The following is a 17911-nucleotide window of genomic DNA, read 5'->3' as shown; positions in this document are numbered from 1 at the left end:
CAGGCGTGCCGGGGTGGCCGGAGCCGTCAGATCAGCTGGTCTGGTTCAGCTTGCCGAGCAGTCGGGCGAGGTCCGCCAGGTCCTGCGTGCTCCAGCTGGCGAACTGGCCGTGGAGGTGCTTGCGGCGCTCGGCGCGCACCCGCTCCAGGCGCTCCTGCCCCAGGTCGGAGAGCTGGATGCGGCGGGCGCGGCCGTCGTCCGGGTCGGGCGCGCGCTCCAGCAGCTCCAGGTCGACGAGGGTGGCGATCTGCCGCGAGACGGTGGACTTGTCCAGGCCGGTGCGGCCGGCCAGGTCCATGCCGCGCAGCGGTCCTTCGTTGGCCACCATCAGCAACATCGTGTAGGACGCCGGGTCCAGGTCGGGATGCACCAGCGCGGCGACGTGCGTGGAGAGGTTCCGCGCGTTGCGGAACATCATCACCAGCTCGCGTTCGATCTCCTCGGCCGCTTCGCGGCGCGCGGGGTCCTCCGCGATCTCGTCGTCCTGCTCGCTCACGTCTCTCCCCGCACCTTGCGACCGTTTCGCCCCACTCTAGGGAGCACGCCCGCAACGCAGAGCACCAGCCCGAGAACCAGTCAACCCGATTTCCAACCAGACGACCGGCTCGCCGATACCCGACCCGTCAGGCAAGCGCCGAAGGCGCCTTCTCCTCGCCCCACCTGAGCAGCTCGCACCGCCGGGGGTTCTGAGCGGCTTGGTGGCGAGCACGCCGCACGCCGATGTCCACCCCCTGGGTAAGCGGAATACTCAAGGAGCGGCGCGCGGAGTCCACGGAGCCGCTCAGGTTCCCACCCGCACCGCCCAGCAGGGCGGACCAAGGACCTCAGGCGGTGACCTCGTGCCAGGGGCGGGGCATGCCCTTGGCGCTGAAGTAGTCGCCGCCCTTGCGCTTCACATCGTCCGTGCCCCAGGTGCGTTCCCGCAGGACAGGCATCATCCGGGGGATGTGCTTGCGGCAGTGGATGTAGGCCTCCTCGACCTGCACCACCACCCAGCGCTCGGGCGTGCGGCCTCGATCGAACTCCGAGGGCAGCGCTGGGTAGATGCCGCGCAGGTCGGAGTCCTCGACGATGCGGGCCTTGCCGTTGACGTGCAGGCCGATCAGGTCGGTGACGAAGTCCACCAGGAGGATGCCGACGTGCGGGTTCTCGCTGATGTTGCCGAGGCTGGCCATCACCCCGTTGCCCCGGTACTCCGGGTAGCAGACGTGCTGGTCGTCGAGGACCTCGATGAAGCCGGGCGGTCCTGCCCGCAGGCTGGAGTCGCACTCGCCTCTGGCGTCGGAGGTGGCCACGAAGGCCAGCTCCATGCGCCCGATGAACGCCTTCATCTCCTCGTTGAGCCTGTCCAGCACCTGGTCGTCGTAGAAGCGGCGGGCCCGCTTCTCGGTGCCGTAGGCGCTCTGGAGCAGGTGCTCACCGGCCGATCCGGGCAGAGTCGGGGTTTCCTGCCAGAACGGGTCGGTGAGCTGCGACTCGGATAATCGGGCGGGGGTCGGGACGGGGGGCGCTGTGCTGTCGGACAGCTCTAGGTCCAGCATGGCATCGGGAGCCACGCCGACCGGGTTGACGTGATCGGGGGTCACGGCGGACCACCGTGTCATGTCGCCCTGTCCGGTAACAGCCTCGCCACTAGCTTTCCCCCGACCGATTGATGGATTATCTACGTGAAGTAGTTACAAAGCACTCGAAAGTGCCATCAAGGCAGACGTACGCCCGATCAGGGGTTAGGGTCGCCCCTGATGTCGGGGAACGTTTGCAGGTAGCGGTTGCGCCCACCCCAGGTGCCTGCCGCCAACGTGGAGAAGACTGCGCCCGAAACGATGACGAACGCCGTACTGAGCCCCGGTCCGCCCCCGAACAACGAACCGTCCAACTCCGGTGTGAGCAAGATGGTTCGACTCATCCGCGAGAGCTACGCGGTGGTCGAACCGCACTCAGACGAGGTGGCGAAGTTCTTCTACGGCACCTTGTTCAGCATCGCGCCGCACACGCGCGAGCTGTTCGCCGCCAACATGGAGGTGCAGCGCAGCCGCCTGCTTCGGGCGCTCGTGCACGTCATCCAGATGGTCGACAAGCCCGATGAGCTGCTCCCGTTCTTGCAGCAGCTGGGTCGCGATCACCGCAAGTTCGGTGTCGTCACCCAGCACTACGAGGCGGTCGGCACCGCACTGCTGGCAGCCATCAAGCGCTTCGCCGGTGACAGCTGGACCGACCAGGTCGAACGCGCCTGGGCGGAGGCCTACACGGTCATGGCCTCGGCGATGACCGAAGCGGCGGCCGCCGACGACGGTCCCGCCTGGTACACCGGCCAGGTCCTGCACCACGAGCGGCTGAGCTGGGATCTCGCCGTGGTCCGCGTGCAGACCGATCACCCGGTGCCTTACGCGCCCGGCCAGTACGTCAGCGTCGAGGTCCCCCAGCGGCCCCGGATGTGGCGGTACCTGTCGCCGGCGAACGCGCCCAGCGAGGACGGCGTGATGGAGTTCCACGTCCGCTCCGTCGATGGCGGTTGGGTCAGCCGTGCGCTGGTCGGCCACGCGCAGCCCGGTGACCAGTGGCGGATCGGCTCGCCGATGGGTCGGCTGACCGTCGACCGGGAGAACTCGCCGGACGTCCTGATGATCGCCGGCGGTACCGGCGTCACGCCACTGCGCGCGATCATCGACGACCTCGCCCAGTACGGCGAGAACCCGCGCGTGCAGCTCTTCTACGGCGGACGCACCCGCGACGACCTCTACGACCTGGAGAACCTCCGCCGCATCGCGATGCACAACCCGTGGCTGACGATCACGGCCGTGCTGGAGAACGACCCCAACGTCGACGGGGTCGAGCACGGCACGATCGCCGACGTCGTCTCCCGCTACGGGGCCTGGGAGGGCTGGGACGTGCTGGTCTCCGGTTCCCCGGCGATGATCCGCGCCACCGTCTCGAAGATGCTGGTCGCGGGCACCACCCTCGACAACATCCGCTACGACCCCTTCACGTTGGACTGACTGAAGTTCCACTCATCCTGCTCAGCGGTGCGAACCGGGTTCGCCGCTTGGCTGACGCGAAACGGCACCTCCCCATGACCGGGGGGTGCCGTTTTGTTGCCTTCACAAGCGGCGAAGCCGCTTTCTCCTTCACCACCTGAGCAGCTCGCACCGCCGCGGGTTCTGAGGTGGTTCTCCTGTGAGGACGTGTCGACGTGGTGTATTGGCATACATGAGTCGGCGCGCCCGGAGCAGGAGGACCGCCTCAGGTTCCGCCACCCGCACCGCCAAGCAAGGAGATCAATACCTTCCTCCTTACCGCTTGCGGTTGGGTTTCCAGACGACTAGCGCTGTCTCCTGGCGCACGGGGACAAGGTCCCTGCGGTAGGAGGCGTGGATCTGGGCCGCTGCCGATTCCGCCGCCGCGTAGGCCGCCGCGACCTCCTCGGTGAGCTCGGTGACCTTGGCCTGCAGCGCGTCGACCTGGTTCTCCAGATCGATGATGCGCTTGATCCCGGCCAGGTTGACGCCCTCCTCCTGGGAGAGCCGCTGGACTTCGCGCAGCAGCGCGATGTCGCGCAGCGAGTAGCGTCGGCCGCCTGCCGCAGTGCGACCGGGCGAGACGAGTCCGAGCCGGTCGTAGCTGCGCAGGGTCTGCGCGTGCAGCCCGGACAGCTGCGCCGCCACCGAGATCACGAACATCGGGGTGTCCTCGTTGGAACCGGGCGGGAACGCGAATCCCATCTCCGGTCCGATCCCACCGGGACCCGTCATGCGGCCGGCCATGCTTACCTCCCGAGCAACTCGTTCAGCTCGCTGCGCGGGTCGTGATCGGCGGTGGCCTCGGCGTACTCGGCGAGCGCTTCGGCCGCCTTGCCGTCGAGCTTCGACGGCACCGCGACCTGCAGCGTCACCAGGAGGTCCCCGTTGCCACCGGCCTTCTTGCCCACGCCCTTGCCACGCACCCGGAAAGTCCGTCCGCTGCTGGTTCCGGCGGGAACCTTCAACGTGACCTTCCCGTCCAGGGTCGGCACCGCCAACGTAGTGCCCAGCGCGAGTTCCGGGAAGGTGACCGGGACCGAGATCGTCAGGTCATCACCGGATCGTCCGAACACCTTGTTGCCGTTGACGTGCACCACGACGAACAGATCACCCGAGGTGGCGCCTTGACGTCCGGGCTCGCCCTGTCCCGCCAGCCGGATCCGCTGCCCGTCGTCCACCCCTGGCGGGATGCGCACGGTCAGCGTCCGGGTGCGGGTGCTGATGCCCTCACCGGCGCAGTCCTCGCACGGGCTGTCGATGATCTGGCCGCGTCCCCGGCAGTCCGGGCACGGCTCGCTGAACGCGAACGCGCCCTGGTTGCGGGTGACCAGACCGGCTCCGCCGCAGGTGGAGCAGCCGCGCGGCCGGGTTCCGGGCTTGGCGCCCGAGCCCCGGCAGGTCTGGCAGGTCGCCGGGCTCGACAGCCTCAACGGCACCGTGGCACCGCGCACCGCCTCGTAGAAGTCGATGCGCACCTCGGTTTCGACGTCGGCCCCGCGCCGCGGCCGGCTGGCCGTGGTCGGGCCCGCGCCGCCACCGGGTCGCCGGTTGCCGAACAACCCGCCGAACAGGTCGCCCAGGCCACCGGCCCCCTGCTGACCGCCGAAGAGATCACCGAGGTCGAAGCCGCCACCGGCACCGCCGGGACCGCCGAAGCCGCCCGGAGCGCCGAAGCCACCGCCCGCACCGCCGAGCCCGCCGGCTCCGAAGAGCCGCCGGGCCTCGTCGTACTGCTTGCGCTTGTCGGGGTCGGACAGCACCCCGTAGGCCTCGGACACCGCCTTGAACTTGGACTCGGCCTGGGCGTTGCCGGGGTTGGCGTCGGGGTGGTTCTCCCGAGCCAGCTTCCGGTACGCCTTCTTGATGTCCTCGGACGAAGCATCGGAGGAGACGCCCAGCTCAGCGTAGAAATCCTTGTCGAGCCATTCCCTGGCACTCACCGGACGCTCCTCCTTCCGCTCATGGTCACTCTTGTTCGGTGGACTCGCCGGACTGGTCGGCACCGGCCTCGGACGCGGTGTCCCCGTCGGCCTCGTAGTCGGTGACCGCGACCATCGCCGGGCGCAGCACCCGCTCGCCGAACCGGTAGCCGCGGCGCATCACGGTGGTGACCGTGGGGCCGGAGACCTCCGACGAGGTGGTGTGCTGGACGGCCTCGTGCACCGACGGGTCGAACTCGTCGCCCTCGGCCCCGAACGCCTCCAGACCGGAGGAGTTCAGCGCGCCGATGAGCTTGTCGGCCACCGCCTTGAACGCGCCGTTGAGGTCGCCGTGCGCCTCGGCCCGCTCCAGGTCGTCGAGGACGGTCAGCAGGTCGCCGGCCACCGACGCCTTCGCGGCGGCGATCACCGATTCGCGGTCGCGTTCCACCCGCTTGCGGTAGTTCGCGTACTCCGCGGTGACCCGCTTGAGGTCGGCGGTGAGCTCGTCGACCTGCTTCTGCAGGCCGGTGGACTCGCCACCCTGCTCGGGCGAGGCACCGTCGACGGGCAGGTCGGCCGACTCGTCGGCCTGGCCGAACTCCTCGTCGAGGGTGCCGGACATGCTTTCGGCCACCTGAGCCTCGTCTCCGTTCGGAGCAGGGGTCCGGCGCTCGCCGGTCTCGGGGTCGATTCGACGCCGATCCCGGACGACCACCGGCTCCTGCTGCTCGCCTTCGTTGCGCGACATTTCGGGCCTGTCCGAAGTCACTTCTTCTTCTCGTCCTCGTCGTCGACGATCTCGGCGTCCACCACGTCGTCGTCCTTGGCCGAGGAGCTGGAGCCCGCGCCGGCCTCACCAGCGGTGTCACCGGCACCCGCGTCGCCCGCGGCGGCGGCACCGGCGTCGGCGTAGAGGGCCTGGCCGAGAGCCTGCGACTCGGTGGCCAGCTTCTCCACGGCGCTGGAGATGGCGTCGACGTCCTCGCCCTTCAGGGCCTCGTTGACCTCGTCGATCGCGCCCTTGACCTTGGTCTTGGTCTCTTCGGGCAGCTTCTCGTCGTTCTCCTTGAGGACCTTCTCGGTCTGGTAGACCAGCGTCTCGGCCTGGTTGCGGGCCTCGGCCTCCTCGCGACGCTTCTTGTCCTCCTCGGCGTGGGCCTCGGCGTCGGAGACCATCCGCTCGATGTCGTCCTTCGGCAGCGCGGAGCCGCCGGTGATCGTCATCGACTGCTCCTTGCCGGTGCCGAGGTCCTTGGCGGAGACGTGCACGATGCCGTTGGCGTCGATGTCGAAGGTGACCTCGATCTGCGGGACGCCGCGCGGCGCCGGCGGCAGGCCGGTCAGCTCGAACATGCCGAGCTTCTTGTTGTGCGCGGCGATCTCGCGCTCGCCCTGGAAGACCTGGATCTGCACCGACGGCTGGTTGTCGTCAGCGGTCGTGAAGGTCTCCGAGCGCTTGGTCGGGATCGTGGTGTTGCGCTCGATCAGCTTGGTCATGATGCCGCCCTTGGTCTCGATGCCCAGGGACAGCGGGGTGACGTCGAGCAGCAGGACGTCCTTGACCTCACCGCGCAGCACACCGGCCTGCAGCGAGGCACCGACGGCGACGACCTCGTCCGGGTTGACGCCCTTGTTCGGCTCGCGACCGCCGGTCAGGTCCTTGACCAGGTCGGACACGGCCGGCATGCGGGTGGAACCACCGACGAGCACGACGTGGTCGATCTCGGAGAGCTTGATGCCCGCGTCGCGGATGACGGACTCGAACGGCTTGCGGCAGCGCTCGAGCAGGTCGGAGGTGATCCGCTGGAACTCGGCGCGGGACAGCGTCTCGTCCAGGAACAGCGGGTTCTTGTCACCGTCGACGGTGATGTAGGGCAGGTTGATGCCCGCGGTCGACGAGGAGGACAGCTCGATCTTGGCCTTCTCAGCGGCTTCCTTGATCCGCTGCATGGCCATGCGGTCCTTGGTCAGGTCGATGCCGTTGGACGACTTGAACTTCTCGACCAGCCAGTCGACGATCCGCTCGTCCCAGTCGTCACCACCGAGGTGGTTGTCACCGGAGGTGGCGCGGACCTCGACGACGCCCTCGCCGATCTCCAGCAGCGAGACGTCGAAGGTGCCGCCACCGAGGTCGAAGACCAGGATCGTCTGCTCGGCCTCGCCCTTGTCCAGGCCGTAGGCCAGGGCGGCGGCGGTCGGCTCGTTGACGATGCGCAGCACGTTGAGGCCGGCGATCTGACCGGCTTCCTTGGTGGCCTGGCGCTGGGCGTCCTCGAAGTAGGCGGGGACGGTGATGACCGCGTCGGTCACGTCCTCGCCCAGGTACGACTCGGCGTCGCGCTTGAGCTTCATCAGGACTCGCGCGGAGATCTCCTGCGGCGTGTAGTCCTTGTCATCGATGCCGACCTTCCAGTCGGTGCCCATGTGGCGCTTGACCGACCGGATGGTGCGGTCAACGTTGGTGACCGCCTGGTTCTTCGCAGGCTGACCGGTGAGGATCTCGCCGTTCTTCGCGAAGGCCACGATGGACGGCGTGGTCCGCGAGCCCTCGGAGTTGGCGATCACCGTCGGTTCACCGCCCTCCAGGACGGAAACGACGGAGTTGGTCGTCCCCAGGTCGATGCCGACCGCTCGCGCCATGGGTGGTTCCTCCAGTACTAGTCCAGTCCGCCCAAGGCCGTCTCCGGCTCTTGAGCCTTGCTCGCTCAAGTTTTACCCACTACCCATGCGCACCGTCAAACGGGTTGAGCAAGGGGCGCTCAAGCTTTCTGCCACTCCAACGCCTGACCAGCCAGATCAGTTCCCCGAAACCCGCCAGGTGACCCACCCGACACGCCGGAGGGCCGCCCGTCCCGCCGGGGGTGACGCGACTTCAATGGAAACCAGGACCCCGATTTCAATGGAAATCCGACCCCTGACTTCCATTGAAATCCGGTGCTCCGGCACCGGCCGCAGGGGTGCGGTCACTCCGGGGACGGGACTCCGAGGTGGTCGTGGGGGTGCATGAGGAAGCGGAGGACCGGTTCGAGGTCGTCGGCGGTGGGGGGCTCGTCGGCGATGAGGGCCTGGATGAGCAGGCCGTCGATGCCCGCGATGAAGGCGCTGATGACCGGGTCGCTGCCGCCCTCGCCGTTGTTGATGTTGCCCCGTATGAGTTCGATCCAGCGGCGCGCGGCCGGGCGCAGGGCGGGTCGGCGGGCGGCGAGGAGGTAGAGCTCGTACTCGCCGAGGGTGCGCTCGCGCTGCTCGACGATCATGCGCACGAGCAGTTCGGCGATGGCGCGCGGCCACTGGGTGTTGTCGGTGACCTGCTCGCGGACGGCGTTGATCTGCTCGACGAGCCCTTCGCACCCGTCGAGCAGGCTGGCGACCAGCAGGTCGTCGATGCCGTTGAAGTAGTACGCGATCGACGCCGGCGGGACACCGGCTTCGCGCGCGACGTTGCGGTGGCTGACCGCGCCGACGCCCTCGCGGGCCACGACCCGCAGCGCCGCGTCGACGATCGCGCGGCGGCGGCGTTCTCCCTTGAGCCGCCGCCCGTCGGTCACCTCTGTCAATGCGCGCCTCCCAGTTCCAGTGCCACCACCCCGCCGATGATGAGCGCGATACCCCCGACCTGCACCGCGGTGATCGACTCCCCGAGGAACACCGCTCCGATGACGGCGACCAGCGCGACTCCGGCTCCCGCCCAGATCGCGTAGACGACCCCGACGGGCAGTCCGAGCTTGAGCACCGCGCTCATGGCGGTGAACGCGACCGCATATCCAATCACGACCGCCGCGGACGGGACGGGCTTGCTGAAGCCTTCCGACAGCTTCAGCGACACCGTGCCCACCACTTCGCTGCAGATCGCCACCACGAGCAGCAGGTACGCCACGAGACCTCCTCGAATCAACATGGGCGATCGCCCAACTTTTAGGACCTGCGCGTCCCCGGGTCGCGGGAACCAAGGGGTCAGCGCTCGGCCGAGGTCGTCGCGCCTCCGCCGTTCGGTTCCACCGCGCCCCCACCCCCAGGTGCGGATTGATCGATGATGACGTTCACTCGATCAATTACGTGGCGAAAATCGCACAACCATTCATCAGTCCGCCTTGATCGGCACAGCCGCAGCAGTGGAACCGCGGCACGTGCCCACTCCTGCACCGTGCGTTCAACAGCGACAACTCCAGAAACACCCGGGACCCCGGACGACCGCGATCTGGCCGCCACAGCACCAAAAGTAGCAGAAAACTGAACGATCGCCCAAGTAGTTTTTCGACCTGGGGTCTCGCAGAATCACCGTCTGTTCCCGAATTCACGCCCCAGCCCCCGTGGTTACCAGCGGGTAACAGGGCGTACGCTCCCCAAACGGACAACCCCCGAAACAGGAGGCCGCGAGCATGGGTGCTGTACAGATCACGCTTGGCGCGATCTCGGTCGCGCTCGGCGTCGTCGCGTGGAGCATGTTCGCCATGACCATCGCCCGATTCGTGCGGATCATCCGCCTCGGGCAACCCGACGACACCCGGAACGGTCCGGCTCTGGCGCGTCTGGCCACACTGGTCAAGGAGTTCGCCGCGCACACCCGGATGAACAAGTTCCGCAACGTCGGAGTGTGGCACTGGCTGGTCATGTGGGGCTTCCTGCTCGGCTCCCTTGCCCTGTTCGAGGCCTACGGCGAGGTCTTCGTCCCCACCTGGGGCTGGCCGATCCTCGACCACCTGGCGATCTACCACCTGCTGATGGAGGCCCTGGGCGTCGGCACGGTCGTCGGCATCCTCGTGCTGATGGCGATCCGCCAGGCCAACCACCCCCGCAAGGCCGGACGGGTCTCCCGCTTCCAGGGCTCCAACTTCGCCTGGGCCTACTTCATCGAGGCCGTGGTGCTGATCGAGGGCATCGGCATCCTCGGTGTCCGCGCGGCCAAGGCGGCCCTGGGCGTCCACGAGGTCCCGCTGTGGGCCGAGTTCGTCTCCGGCCCGGTCGGCATGCTGCTGCCCGCCAGCGAGAACCTGGTCTCGGTGTTCGCCTTCATCAAGCTGATGAGCGCCACCGTCTGGCTGATCGTCGTCGCGCGCACCATGACCATGGGTGTGGCCTGGCACCGCTTCAGCGCGTTCTTCAACATCTACTTCAAGCGCGAGGACGACGGCGACGTCGCCCTGGGCGCGCTCAAGCCGATGATGTCGGGCGGCAAGCCGCTGGACTTCGAGGAAGCCGACCCCGACACCGACGTGTTCGGCGCCGGCAAGGTCGAGGACTTCTCCTGGAAGGGCTGGCTGGACTTCACCACCTGCACCGAGTGCGGTCGCTGCCAGTCGCAGTGCCCGGCCTGGAACACCGGCAAGCCGCTGTCGCCGAAGCTGATGATCACCCAGCTGCGCGACCACGCCTACGCCAAGGCCCCGTACCTGCTCGCCGGTGGCAGCAAGGACATGGCCGGTGACGAGGTCGGCATCACCGGTGAGGGCGCCGAGGAGAAGCTGGGCAAGATCAACGCGCTGGCGCTGGCCGAGGCCGAGCGCCCGCTCGTGGGCGGTCCGGAGGAGATGGGCGTCATCGACCCCGAGGTGCTGTGGGCCTGCACCTCCTGCGGTGCCTGCGTCGAGCAGTGCCCGGTCGACATCGAGCACGTCGACCACATCGTCGACATGCGCCGCTACCAGGTCATGATCGAGTCGAACTTCCCGACCGAGCTGGGCGGGATGTTCAAGAACCTGGAGAACAAGGGCAACCCGTGGGGCCAGAACGCCAAGGACCGCCTCGCCTGGACCGAGGACCTGGACTTCGAGGTGCCGGTCTTCGACGGTGAGCTCGCCGCCGACGACGAGTACCTGTTCTGGGTCGGCTGCGCCGGTGCTTTCGAGGACCGCGCGAAGAAGACCACCCAGGCCGTCGCCGAGCTGCTGCACATGGCGGGCGTGAAGTACAAGGTGCTGGGCCCGGAGGAGACCTGCACCGGTGACCCGGCCCGCCGCGCGGGCAACGAGTTCATCTTCCAGATGATGGCCCAGCAGAACGTCGAGGTCCTCAACTCGGTGTTCGAGGGCCGCGAGCCGGGCAAGCGCAAGATCGTCGCGACCTGCGCGCACTGCTTCAACAGCCTCGCCAACGAGTACTCCGAGCTCGGCGGTGACTACGAGGTCGTGCACCACACCCAGCTGCTCAACAAGCTGGTCCGCGAGAAGCGCCTGACCCCGGTCGCCCCGGTCGCCGAGGACGTGACCTACCACGACCCCTGCTACCTGGGACGGCACAACAAGGTCTACACGCCGCCGCGCGACCTGGTCGGTGCCGCGGGTGCGACCTTCCGCGAGATGCCGCGCCACGCGGACCGCTCCATGTGCTGCGGCGCCGGCGGTGCCCGCATGTGGATGGAGGAGCGCACCGGCAAGCGGATCAACCAGGAGCGCGTCGACGAGGCCCTGGGCACCGCCCCCTCGAAGATCGCCACCGGTTGCCCGTTCTGCAAGGTGATGCTCTCCGACGGCCTGACCGCTCGGAAGAGCGAGAAGGTCGCAGGCGAGTCCGTCGAGGTCGTCGACGTCGCCCAGCTGCTGCTCAACGCGGTCAAGCGCGGCGACGACAAGAAGGACGGCGCAGCCGAGGCGGAACCCGCCACCAGCTGACGGTTCTGACGTGAGAAGGGCGCCTCCCGTGCGGGAGGCGCCCTTCTCACGTTCAGCGGTCGGAGAGGGACGTTAAGAACCGCCGCCAGGACTCGGCGGGGAAAGCCAGGGTTCCGGTTTCCGGGCTCTTGGAATCCCTGACCGCGACTTCCTCTTCGACGAACGCAACCTCGACGCATGCCGAACCTTCGCCGCCGACGCTACGACTGCTCTTGCGCCACTGGGCTTTCGTGAGATCCATGCTCGGCCTCCGCTAGCTCTCGGATCCGCGCGAGCGAGTCCGCGCAGCTCAACGCCACGGCACGCAATCGCTCGAAGGTCAGCGTAGCCCGCTGGACGCTCGCAGGGTTTTCGATGTGCGTCGAGCCTGAAGCATGTTCGACGTAGAGAACGTCGAGGTCGTCCGGGTCCGGGTAGCTGAGCAACACGAAGGAACCTTCCAGACCGAAGGAGGTCCCGGATTCGTTCGGCAGCACCCGAATCGTGACGGTGTCCAACTCGGCGAGTTCAACCAGCTGCCGAAGCTGCCGTCGCAGGACATCGACTCCCCCGATCGGCCTCCGCAGCACGGACTCCTCGATGATCACTTCGTACGTCATGTCACCGAGGCGGTCTTTTCGCCGCATCCGCGCAGCCGTGACCGTCGGAATCCGGTCAGGTGCTACCGAGCCGACGAACAGCTCTCTCGCGTATTCCTCCGTCTGGAACATGCCCGGGATGACTCCGAGTTGCCATTCACGGACCGAAACGGCTTCTTCTTCCAGTTCGTAGTAGCCACGATTACCAATGCCGTAGGCGTGCCACCAGGGCTTCGCCTTCGCTGACCTGGCCAGATCGACCAGCCCCGGTTCGTACGCGTCGTAGAGGTCCATCATCGAGCGCACCTCGTGCACGGAGGTGGCGACCTCGCCGGTCTCCTTGCGGCTAAGGGCACTTGTCGACATGTCCAGCGACGCGGCGGCCTGCTCCTGGGTGAGCCCGGCGCCCTCCCGCAACCTTCGTATCCGCCGCGCGAGCCGACGCCGCCGGAACGTGGGGCTGCTGCGCACGAATTCCATGATCGCAGCGGGAACCCGGGACCGGGATTCCCGATTGCGGTGATCCCAACGGGGGAATCCCGTGCGGACCATCAACGCGATGACACCGAAGATCTTCGGCCTCGCCGAGAAGAACACCGACGGAACCCCCGACCCCGACAAGGTCCAGATCTGGGGCATGGAGCTGGAGTCCAGAGCGGTCCTGTTCTGGCTGGAACGGGGCAGGAGCCAGTTCGCCGTCTTCGACACGGCCGAGAACGCCAACGCCCGCTTCGGCGACCTCTTCAACCTCACCCTCTACCGCCCCTGACCAACCCGCCGCGACCACACCCGAGTGAAGCCGTTCGAATTTCGCGCGAAATTCGAATCCCACCTCCCCACCGCAGCCCCGAGGCCTGTCCGGGCCCCGAAAGCAGTCGAGGGCGTCCCCCGGGGTGGGGACGCCCTCGACTGCGGCTGCGAGGAGCCGGGTCAGCTGCCCATCTCCTCCAGGGAGCGGCCGTTGGTCTCCTTCAGGTACTTGACCACGAAGACCACCGACAGCGCCGCGAAGGCCGCGTAGATGAAGTACGTGACCGGCAGGTTCCAGTCCCGCATGCTCGGGAAGCTCACCGTCACCAGCCAGTTCGCCACCCAGTTGGTCGCCGTGCCGACGGCCAGCGCGGCGGCGCGGATGCGCGCCGGGAACATCTCGCCCAGCAGCACCCACATCACCACGCCCCAGGAGGCGGCGAAGAACAGCACGAACGCGCTCGCCGAGATCAGCGCGACGACACCCCACTGCGCGGGCAGCATGGCGTCCTCGCCGACGACCTGCGCGAAGCTGAACGCCCAACCGGTCACGGCCAGCGAGACCGTCATGCCGACCGAACCGATCACCAGCAGCGGCTTGCGGCCGATCTTGTCGACCAGCGCGATGGCCACGAGGGTGCCGATGATGTTCACGATCGAGGTGAACAGGCTCAGCAGCAGCGAGCTCTCCTCGTTGATGCCGACCGAGTGCCACAGCGACGACGAGTAGTAGAAGATCACGTTGATGCCGACGAACTGCTGCAACGCGGCGATCGCCATGCCGACCCACACGATGGGCAGCACGCCGAACTTGCCTCGCAGGTCGCTCAGCTTCGGCTTCCGCTCGCCGCCCAGAGCGTTCTGGATCTCGGTGATCTTGGCGTCGGCGTCACCCGACTCGATCTTGTTCAGCACCTCTCGCGCCCGGTCGATCTTGCCTGCGGCGACCAGGTAGCGCGGCGACTCCGGGATCGCGGAAGCCACCACGAGGTAGACCACGGCCGGGATCGCGGCCACGCCCAGCATCCACTGCCAGGCCTGGATCGGCCCCAGCATCCCGGACGCGCTTCCGCCCGCGAACGCCGCCAGGGCGTAGTTGACCAGCTGCGACAAGGCGATGCCGAGCACGATCGCCAACTGCTGCAACGAGGCGAGCCGACCTCGGTACTCGGCGGGCGCGACCTCGGCGATGTAAGCCGGGGCGATCACCGAGGCGATGCCGATGGCGACACCACCGACCACGCGCCAGATCGCCAGGTCCCAGATCGCGAAGGGAACGGCCGAGCCGATGGCGCTGATGATGAACAGCACGGCGGCCAGCTGCATGACGCGGATCCGGCCGATCCGGTCTGCCAGGCCACCGGCGATTCCGGCACCGACGGCCGAGCCCAGCAGCGCCGACGACACGGTCAGGCCGGTCAGGGCCGAGCCGACGCCGAAGTGCTCCTGGATCGCGTCGACACCGCCGTTGATCACCGAGGTGTCGTAGCCGAACAAGAAGCCGCCGAGAGCCGCAGCCCCGGCGATCATCACCACGTGCCCGAGCTTGGCGGTTCCGCCCGAGGCACGCGACTGCAATGCGGACATCGATTCTCCCGCTTACCCACACGCCGATCCGCCCCGTTGCGGGATCGTTCCAGAGCGCCGGGCGGAGGGGATCCTAAGTTCTGAACCCCGCACTTGCCTTGCTCGATTCAGGGTGATTTGTTTCACCCAACATCAAATCTCCAGGCAACAGCGCTTACCTGGCAAAACGTCACATTCACTGGGAACGCGAAGCGTTACCGGCCAGCTCCGCACCGCACTGGTTCACACCGCGATCCCGCGGCGATGGCGGTGGTTGAACCACCCCACCGGACCGCGGCTCAGCGGCGGGTGTCGGTGACGTTGAAGTTGAGGTAGGCGCGAGAGGACGTCGGGCCGCGCTGACCCTGGTACCGCGAACCCGCTTCCTTCGACCCGTACGGGAAGTCGGCGGGGCTGGACAGCCGCAGCAGGCAGAGCTGACCGATCTTCATGCCGGGCCACAGGGTGATAGGCAGGTTCGCCACGTTGGACAGCTCCAGCGTGATGTGGCCGCTGAAGCCGGGATCGATGAACCCGGCCGTGGAATGCGTCAGCAGACCCAACCGCCCCAGCGAGGACTTGCCCTCCAGCCGGCTGGCCAGATCGTCGGGAAGCTTCACCGACTCGAACGTCGACCCCAGCACGAACTCGCCCGGGTGCAGCACGAACGGCTCGTCCTCGTGGGTCTCGACCAGCGAAGTCAGCTCGTCCTGCTGCTTCGACGGATCGATGTGGGTGTAGCGGGTGTTGTCGAAGACCCGGAAGTACCGGTCCAGCCTCACGTCGATGCTCGACGGCTGGATCATCGACGCGTCGAACGGATCCAGTTCGAGACGTCCTTCGTCCAGCTCTTTACGCAGGTCCCGATCACTCAGCAGCACAAGACCAGGGTATCGGGAGCCGATGTCGATCTTCCCCGCCCATCGTGCTAATCTACGCAGCGTCGAACGGGGAGCACCGTTGCGACGAATGCGGATGTAGTTCAATGGTAGAACATCAGCTTCCCAAGCTGAGAACGCGGGTTCGATTCCCGTCATCCGCTCCGAGGAACGAAGGCCCAGGTCAGAAGCCCCGCGCTTCCCTGGGTCCTTCTTTTTCCCGCCGCTTTCACCAATCCGCTGCCTACACTCCTCGCATGGCGAATGCGCATGGTTACGACGTCTCGGTCGAATGGACCGGGAATCTCGGCAGCGGCACGAACGACTACCGGTCTTTCAGCCGCGCGCACGAGATCCTGGCGCAGGGGAAAGATCCCATCGCGGCGTCATCCGACCCCGCTTTCCGGGGCGATCCGGCCCGCTGGAACCCGGAAGAACTGCTGGTCGCCACGGTCGCCCAGTGCCACATGCTCTGGTTCCTGCACCTGTGCGCGGACGCGGGAGTGGTCGTCGTCGACTACACCGACGACGCCCACGGCGTCATGACCATGGACGAGCGCGGAGGCGGCGGCCAGCTCACCGAGGTGACGCTGCGGCCCCAGGTGACCGTCACCGAGGAATCGATGATCGACGAGGCCAACTCGCTGCACGGCAAGATCCACGAGGTCTGCTTCATCGCCCGCTCGGTCAACTTCCCCATCCACCACCAACCCCAGGCCCACGTCCTCTGACATCACCCGGTTCCGACGCGGAACAGCAGGTGCAGCTGCCGGGCGTGGTCAGCCGCCGCAGGAGTCCGGACGTGTCTCGGTCAGGGCGACCATGGCAACATCGCGCCGGATTCCGAGATGGGGGCTCCCAGCGTCCGCTCGAAGATCGGGCGGAGCTTGGCCCAGGCTCGGGGGTTCCTGGCGGCGTAGCGCTGGAGGGTCTCGGTCGCCTCGGCCGGCGTCAGCCTCCTGGCCTCCACCGGAATCCGCACCCGAGCACCGATGGAGACGTGGGCGCCGGGATGCGCGTCGAGGTTGCGAAGCCACTGGGTTCGCTCGCCGAAACCGGCGGCCAGGACGTAGCCGGTTTCCGTCCGGTCGACGACCTCCAGGACCACGTACCGGGGCTGCTGGGACTTCCGCCCGAGGTGTTCGAGCATGAGCAGGCGCTGTCCGAACACCCACCCCATACCCGCGCGGAAGATCCCGATCGGCGCCCGAACCAGCCACCTGGTGCGCAGCAGCCTCGCGGCCAAGTCCGCGACCCGCGAGGACCGGTCATCCTTCATCCGTCCAGCAGAGCACAGACCCCTCCACGCGACGGGAAATTCGGTGGACGTGGCTGGGAAGATGTCCGGGTTCTGCGAACTTCCGGGTGCTTGGGGGAATGGTGGATCCGAGGGACGTCGATGCGAGCCGGTTCGCCGGGGAAGCGTTGTCGGAAGGACGACCGACGGGCTGGTTCGAGCCGCTCTACGCCGCCGCTTCCGGCGGTGAGGCCATGGTGCCGTGGGACCTGGAGGGACCGCACGGGTTGCTGCCCGAGTGGGGGCGCGGCGTGGACGGTTCCGGCCTCTCGGCGCTGGTGGTCGGCTGCGGGTACGGGCGCGACGCCGAATTCGTTGCCTCGCTGGGGTTCCGGACCACGGCGTTCGACATCTCCGAGACCGCGATCCGCGACGCCCGCGCGCGACACGCCGGCTCCGGGGTCGAGTACGTGACCGCTGACCTGCTGGATCCGCCCGCGGAGTGGATCGGCGGGTTCGACTTCGTGCTGGAGTCGATCACCGTGCAGTCGATGCCGCTGTCACTGCGCGCGGAAGCCACCGAACGGGTCGCGGCGATGGTCGCGCCCGGCGGCGAGCTGCTGGTGATCTCGGGGGTGCGAGCCGAAGGCACCGATGTGGACGGTCCGCCGTGGCCGCTGACCCGCAGTGAGATCGAAGCCTTCGCCACCGGCGGCCTGCGGGTCGAGCGGATCGAGAAGGCGCCGCTGCCGGCGAACGCGGACGTGATGTCCTGGCGGGCGCTCTTCACGCGCTGAGCCGTGCTCGGCGGGCTCTCACCCGAGCCCGCCGAGCAGCGACCTCAGAGCTCGAAGACGACGCCGGTCTTGACCTGCATCGTGCAGCTGTTGGAGAAGGTCTGCGTGTAGCTGACCGCCTTGCCGCGCCACTTGCCTTCGATCTTCGCGGTGACGGGCTGGTACTGCATCGTGCAGGCCTTCGACACGGTCGCCTGCATCGCGGTGAAGTCGCCGTTGACCTTCTCCAGCTCCTCGCACGCCTTGGCCGCGTGCTTGTGCGTGCCACCCGCCGGGTGGCACTTGAGTTCACCGAGCTTGTTCGCGGTGACGTCCCGGCCCTGAACGGTCAGGCGCATGGTGCTGTCGGCCGGCGCCGCGTGGGCGATTCCGGGGACGACCGCGGTTCCGGCGATGAGGGCCGAGGCGAGAAGCGCTCGGCGAGTCAGTTTCGCAAACACCGTTCCTCAACTTTCCTGTTGCAGGATTTCGGTACAGCTGTTGCGCGGGAAACTAACTGCGCGCCAATGCTTCCCGCGAGCCTGAATTCGGCTGGCGAACCGCCGAACCGAGTGAGCC

Annotated in this window: 19 protein-coding genes and 1 tRNA gene; 6 read left to right on the top strand and 14 right to left on the bottom strand. The window is 67.7% G+C overall.

Features of this window, described 5'->3' with window-relative positions; genetic code table 11:
* Positions 1-31: 31 nt before the first annotated feature.
* Both AB0J78_RS01160 and AB0J78_RS01155 read right to left on the bottom strand, forming a co-directional pair.
* Positions 32-496 (bottom strand): MarR family transcriptional regulator, encoded by a 465-nt coding sequence (locus AB0J78_RS01160; protein ID WP_307870184.1) that lies wholly within the window; start codon positions 494-496, stop codon positions 32-34.
* A gap of 328 nt (positions 497-824) precedes the next feature.
* Complete coding sequence (locus tag AB0J78_RS01155) at positions 825-1541, bottom strand: pyridoxamine 5'-phosphate oxidase family protein (protein WP_363786357.1); 717 nt, start codon at positions 1539-1541, stop codon at positions 825-827.
* A 351-nt stretch (positions 1542-1892) separates the two neighbouring features.
* On the opposite strand from AB0J78_RS01155, the gene AB0J78_RS01150 reads away from it, so the two are divergent.
* Positions 1893-2996, top strand: coding sequence for an FAD-binding oxidoreductase (locus AB0J78_RS01150; RefSeq protein ID WP_363786355.1), 1104 nt, complete (start codon positions 1893-1895; stop codon positions 2994-2996).
* Positions 2997-3290: 294 nt separating this feature from the next.
* Here the strand turns inward: AB0J78_RS01150 and AB0J78_RS01145 are convergent, their stop codons facing one another.
* The 6 genes from AB0J78_RS01145 to AB0J78_RS01120 all read right to left on the bottom strand — a co-directional run bounded on the left by AB0J78_RS01145 (position 3291) and on the right by AB0J78_RS01120 (position 8816).
* Complete coding sequence (locus tag AB0J78_RS01145) at positions 3291-3719, bottom strand: helix-turn-helix transcriptional regulator (RefSeq protein WP_165944488.1); 429 nt, start codon at positions 3717-3719, stop codon at positions 3291-3293.
* A 44-nt stretch (positions 3720-3763) separates the two neighbouring features.
* A complete protein-coding gene (dnaJ, locus tag AB0J78_RS01140) occupies positions 3764-4957 on the bottom strand; it encodes a molecular chaperone DnaJ (RefSeq protein WP_210968147.1) in 1194 nt (397 codons plus the stop codon).
* Between the two features lie 25 nt (positions 4958-4982).
* Positions 4983-5687, bottom strand: a complete 705-nt coding sequence (gene grpE, locus AB0J78_RS01135; protein ID WP_363786353.1) for a nucleotide exchange factor GrpE — start codon at positions 5685-5687, stop codon at positions 4983-4985.
* Positions 5688-5704: 17 nt separating this feature from the next.
* On the bottom strand, positions 5705-7579 hold the full coding sequence (gene dnaK, locus AB0J78_RS01130) for a molecular chaperone DnaK (RefSeq protein WP_363785638.1): 1875 nt from the start codon (positions 7577-7579) through the stop codon (positions 5705-5707).
* A 323-nt stretch (positions 7580-7902) separates the two neighbouring features.
* Positions 7903-8487 (bottom strand): TetR family transcriptional regulator, encoded by a 585-nt coding sequence (locus AB0J78_RS01125; protein WP_363786351.1) that lies wholly within the window; start codon positions 8485-8487, stop codon positions 7903-7905.
* A gap of 5 nt (positions 8488-8492) precedes the next feature.
* Positions 8493-8816, bottom strand: coding sequence for a multidrug efflux SMR transporter (locus tag AB0J78_RS01120; protein ID WP_363785635.1), 324 nt, complete (start codon positions 8814-8816; stop codon positions 8493-8495).
* A 502-nt stretch (positions 8817-9318) separates the two neighbouring features.
* Between AB0J78_RS01120 and AB0J78_RS01115 the strand changes: the two genes are divergently transcribed.
* Positions 9319-11547, top strand: coding sequence for a (Fe-S)-binding protein (locus tag AB0J78_RS01115; protein WP_363785632.1), 2229 nt, complete (start codon positions 9319-9321; stop codon positions 11545-11547).
* A gap of 52 nt (positions 11548-11599) precedes the next feature.
* Here AB0J78_RS01115 and AB0J78_RS01110 read toward each other — a convergent pair whose 3' ends face one another.
* Both AB0J78_RS01110 and AB0J78_RS01105 read right to left on the bottom strand, forming a co-directional pair.
* A complete protein-coding gene (locus AB0J78_RS01110; RefSeq protein ID WP_363785629.1) occupies positions 11600-11788 on the bottom strand; it encodes a DUF397 domain-containing protein in 189 nt (62 codons plus the stop codon).
* Positions 11748-12605 (bottom strand): helix-turn-helix transcriptional regulator, encoded by an 858-nt coding sequence (locus AB0J78_RS01105; RefSeq protein WP_363785626.1) that lies wholly within the window; start codon positions 12603-12605, stop codon positions 11748-11750. The genes AB0J78_RS01110 and AB0J78_RS01105 overlap by 41 nt, the downstream gene beginning before the upstream one ends.
* 79 nt (positions 12606-12684) lie before the next feature.
* On the opposite strand from AB0J78_RS01105, the gene AB0J78_RS01100 reads away from it, so the two are divergent.
* Positions 12685-12894, top strand: a complete 210-nt coding sequence (locus AB0J78_RS01100; RefSeq protein ID WP_363785623.1) for a hypothetical protein — start codon at positions 12685-12687, stop codon at positions 12892-12894.
* 161 nt (positions 12895-13055) lie between these two features.
* Here the strand turns inward: AB0J78_RS01100 and AB0J78_RS01095 are convergent, their stop codons facing one another.
* Together AB0J78_RS01095 and dcd are read right to left on the bottom strand one after the other, a co-directional pair.
* Positions 13056-14462 (bottom strand): sugar porter family MFS transporter, encoded by a 1407-nt coding sequence (locus AB0J78_RS01095; RefSeq protein ID WP_363785621.1) that lies wholly within the window; start codon positions 14460-14462, stop codon positions 13056-13058.
* A 278-nt stretch (positions 14463-14740) separates the two neighbouring features.
* Positions 14741-15322, bottom strand: coding sequence for a dCTP deaminase (dcd, locus tag AB0J78_RS01090; RefSeq protein ID WP_132621854.1), 582 nt, complete (start codon positions 15320-15322; stop codon positions 14741-14743).
* Between the two features lie 90 nt (positions 15323-15412).
* Here dcd and AB0J78_RS01085 point away from each other — a divergent pair.
* Positions 15413-15483, top strand: a tRNA-Gly gene (locus AB0J78_RS01085).
* Positions 15484-15576: 93 nt separating this feature from the next.
* Entirely contained in the window at positions 15577-16050 is a 474-nt protein-coding gene (locus tag AB0J78_RS01080; RefSeq protein ID WP_363785619.1) for an OsmC family protein, read from the top strand.
* 80 nt (positions 16051-16130) lie between these two features.
* On the opposite strand, the gene AB0J78_RS01075 is transcribed toward AB0J78_RS01080, so the two are convergent.
* On the bottom strand, positions 16131-16598 hold the full coding sequence (locus AB0J78_RS01075) for a nitroreductase family deazaflavin-dependent oxidoreductase (RefSeq protein WP_363785616.1): 468 nt from the start codon (positions 16596-16598) through the stop codon (positions 16131-16133).
* A gap of 98 nt (positions 16599-16696) precedes the next feature.
* On the opposite strand from AB0J78_RS01075, the gene AB0J78_RS01070 reads away from it, so the two are divergent.
* Entirely contained in the window at positions 16697-17353 is a 657-nt protein-coding gene (locus AB0J78_RS01070; RefSeq protein WP_363785613.1) for a methyltransferase domain-containing protein, read from the top strand.
* A gap of 44 nt (positions 17354-17397) precedes the next feature.
* Here the strand turns inward: AB0J78_RS01070 and AB0J78_RS01065 are convergent, their stop codons facing one another.
* Positions 17398-17793: an SSI family serine proteinase inhibitor gene (locus tag AB0J78_RS01065; RefSeq protein ID WP_363785610.1), complete on the bottom strand. Its 396-nt coding sequence runs from the start codon at positions 17791-17793 to the stop codon at positions 17398-17400.
* Positions 17794-17911 lie beyond the last annotated feature (118 nt).

Source organism: Saccharopolyspora sp. NPDC049426, from assembly GCF_040676935.1.
Lineage (GTDB): Bacteria > Actinomycetota > Actinomycetes > Mycobacteriales > Pseudonocardiaceae > Saccharopolyspora.
The sequence above is the reverse complement of the archived record's forward strand: the minus strand, read 5'-3'. Positions and strand labels throughout refer to the sequence as shown.

Excerpts from the sequence above, each read along its gene's own strand:
- AB0J78_RS01070 (WP_363785613.1), top strand. The coding sequence starts at position 16,697 with ATGGTGGATCCGAGGGACGTCGATGCGAGCCGGTTCGCCGGGGAAGCG.
- AB0J78_RS01145 (WP_165944488.1), bottom strand. The coding sequence starts at position 3,719 with ATGGGATTCGCGTTCCCGCCCGGTTCCAACGAGGACACCCCGATGTTC.
- AB0J78_RS01150 (WP_363786355.1), top strand. The coding sequence starts at position 1,893 with ATGGTTCGACTCATCCGCGAGAGCTACGCGGTGGTCGAACCGCACTCA.
- AB0J78_RS01080 (WP_363785619.1), top strand. The coding sequence starts at position 15,577 with ATGGCGAATGCGCATGGTTACGACGTCTCGGTCGAATGGACCGGGAAT.
- AB0J78_RS01155 (WP_363786357.1), bottom strand. The coding sequence starts at position 1,541 with ATGCTGGACCTAGAGCTGTCCGACAGCACAGCGCCCCCCGTCCCGACC.
- AB0J78_RS01095 (WP_363785621.1), bottom strand. The coding sequence starts at position 14,462 with ATGTCCGCATTGCAGTCGCGTGCCTCGGGCGGAACCGCCAAGCTCGGG.
- AB0J78_RS01110 (WP_363785629.1), bottom strand. The coding sequence starts at position 11,788 with ATGGATCTCACGAAAGCCCAGTGGCGCAAGAGCAGTCGTAGCGTCGGC.
- AB0J78_RS01115 (WP_363785632.1), top strand. The coding sequence starts at position 9,319 with ATGGGTGCTGTACAGATCACGCTTGGCGCGATCTCGGTCGCGCTCGGC.
- AB0J78_RS01075 (WP_363785616.1), bottom strand. The coding sequence starts at position 16,598 with ATGAAGGATGACCGGTCCTCGCGGGTCGCGGACTTGGCCGCGAGGCTG.
- AB0J78_RS01105 (WP_363785626.1), bottom strand. The coding sequence starts at position 12,605 with ATGGAATTCGTGCGCAGCAGCCCCACGTTCCGGCGGCGTCGGCTCGCG.
- AB0J78_RS01100 (WP_363785623.1), top strand. The coding sequence starts at position 12,685 with ATGACACCGAAGATCTTCGGCCTCGCCGAGAAGAACACCGACGGAACC.
- dnaK (WP_363785638.1), bottom strand. The coding sequence starts at position 7,579 with ATGGCGCGAGCGGTCGGCATCGACCTGGGGACGACCAACTCCGTCGTT.
- grpE (WP_363786353.1), bottom strand. The coding sequence starts at position 5,687 with ATGTCGCGCAACGAAGGCGAGCAGCAGGAGCCGGTGGTCGTCCGGGAT.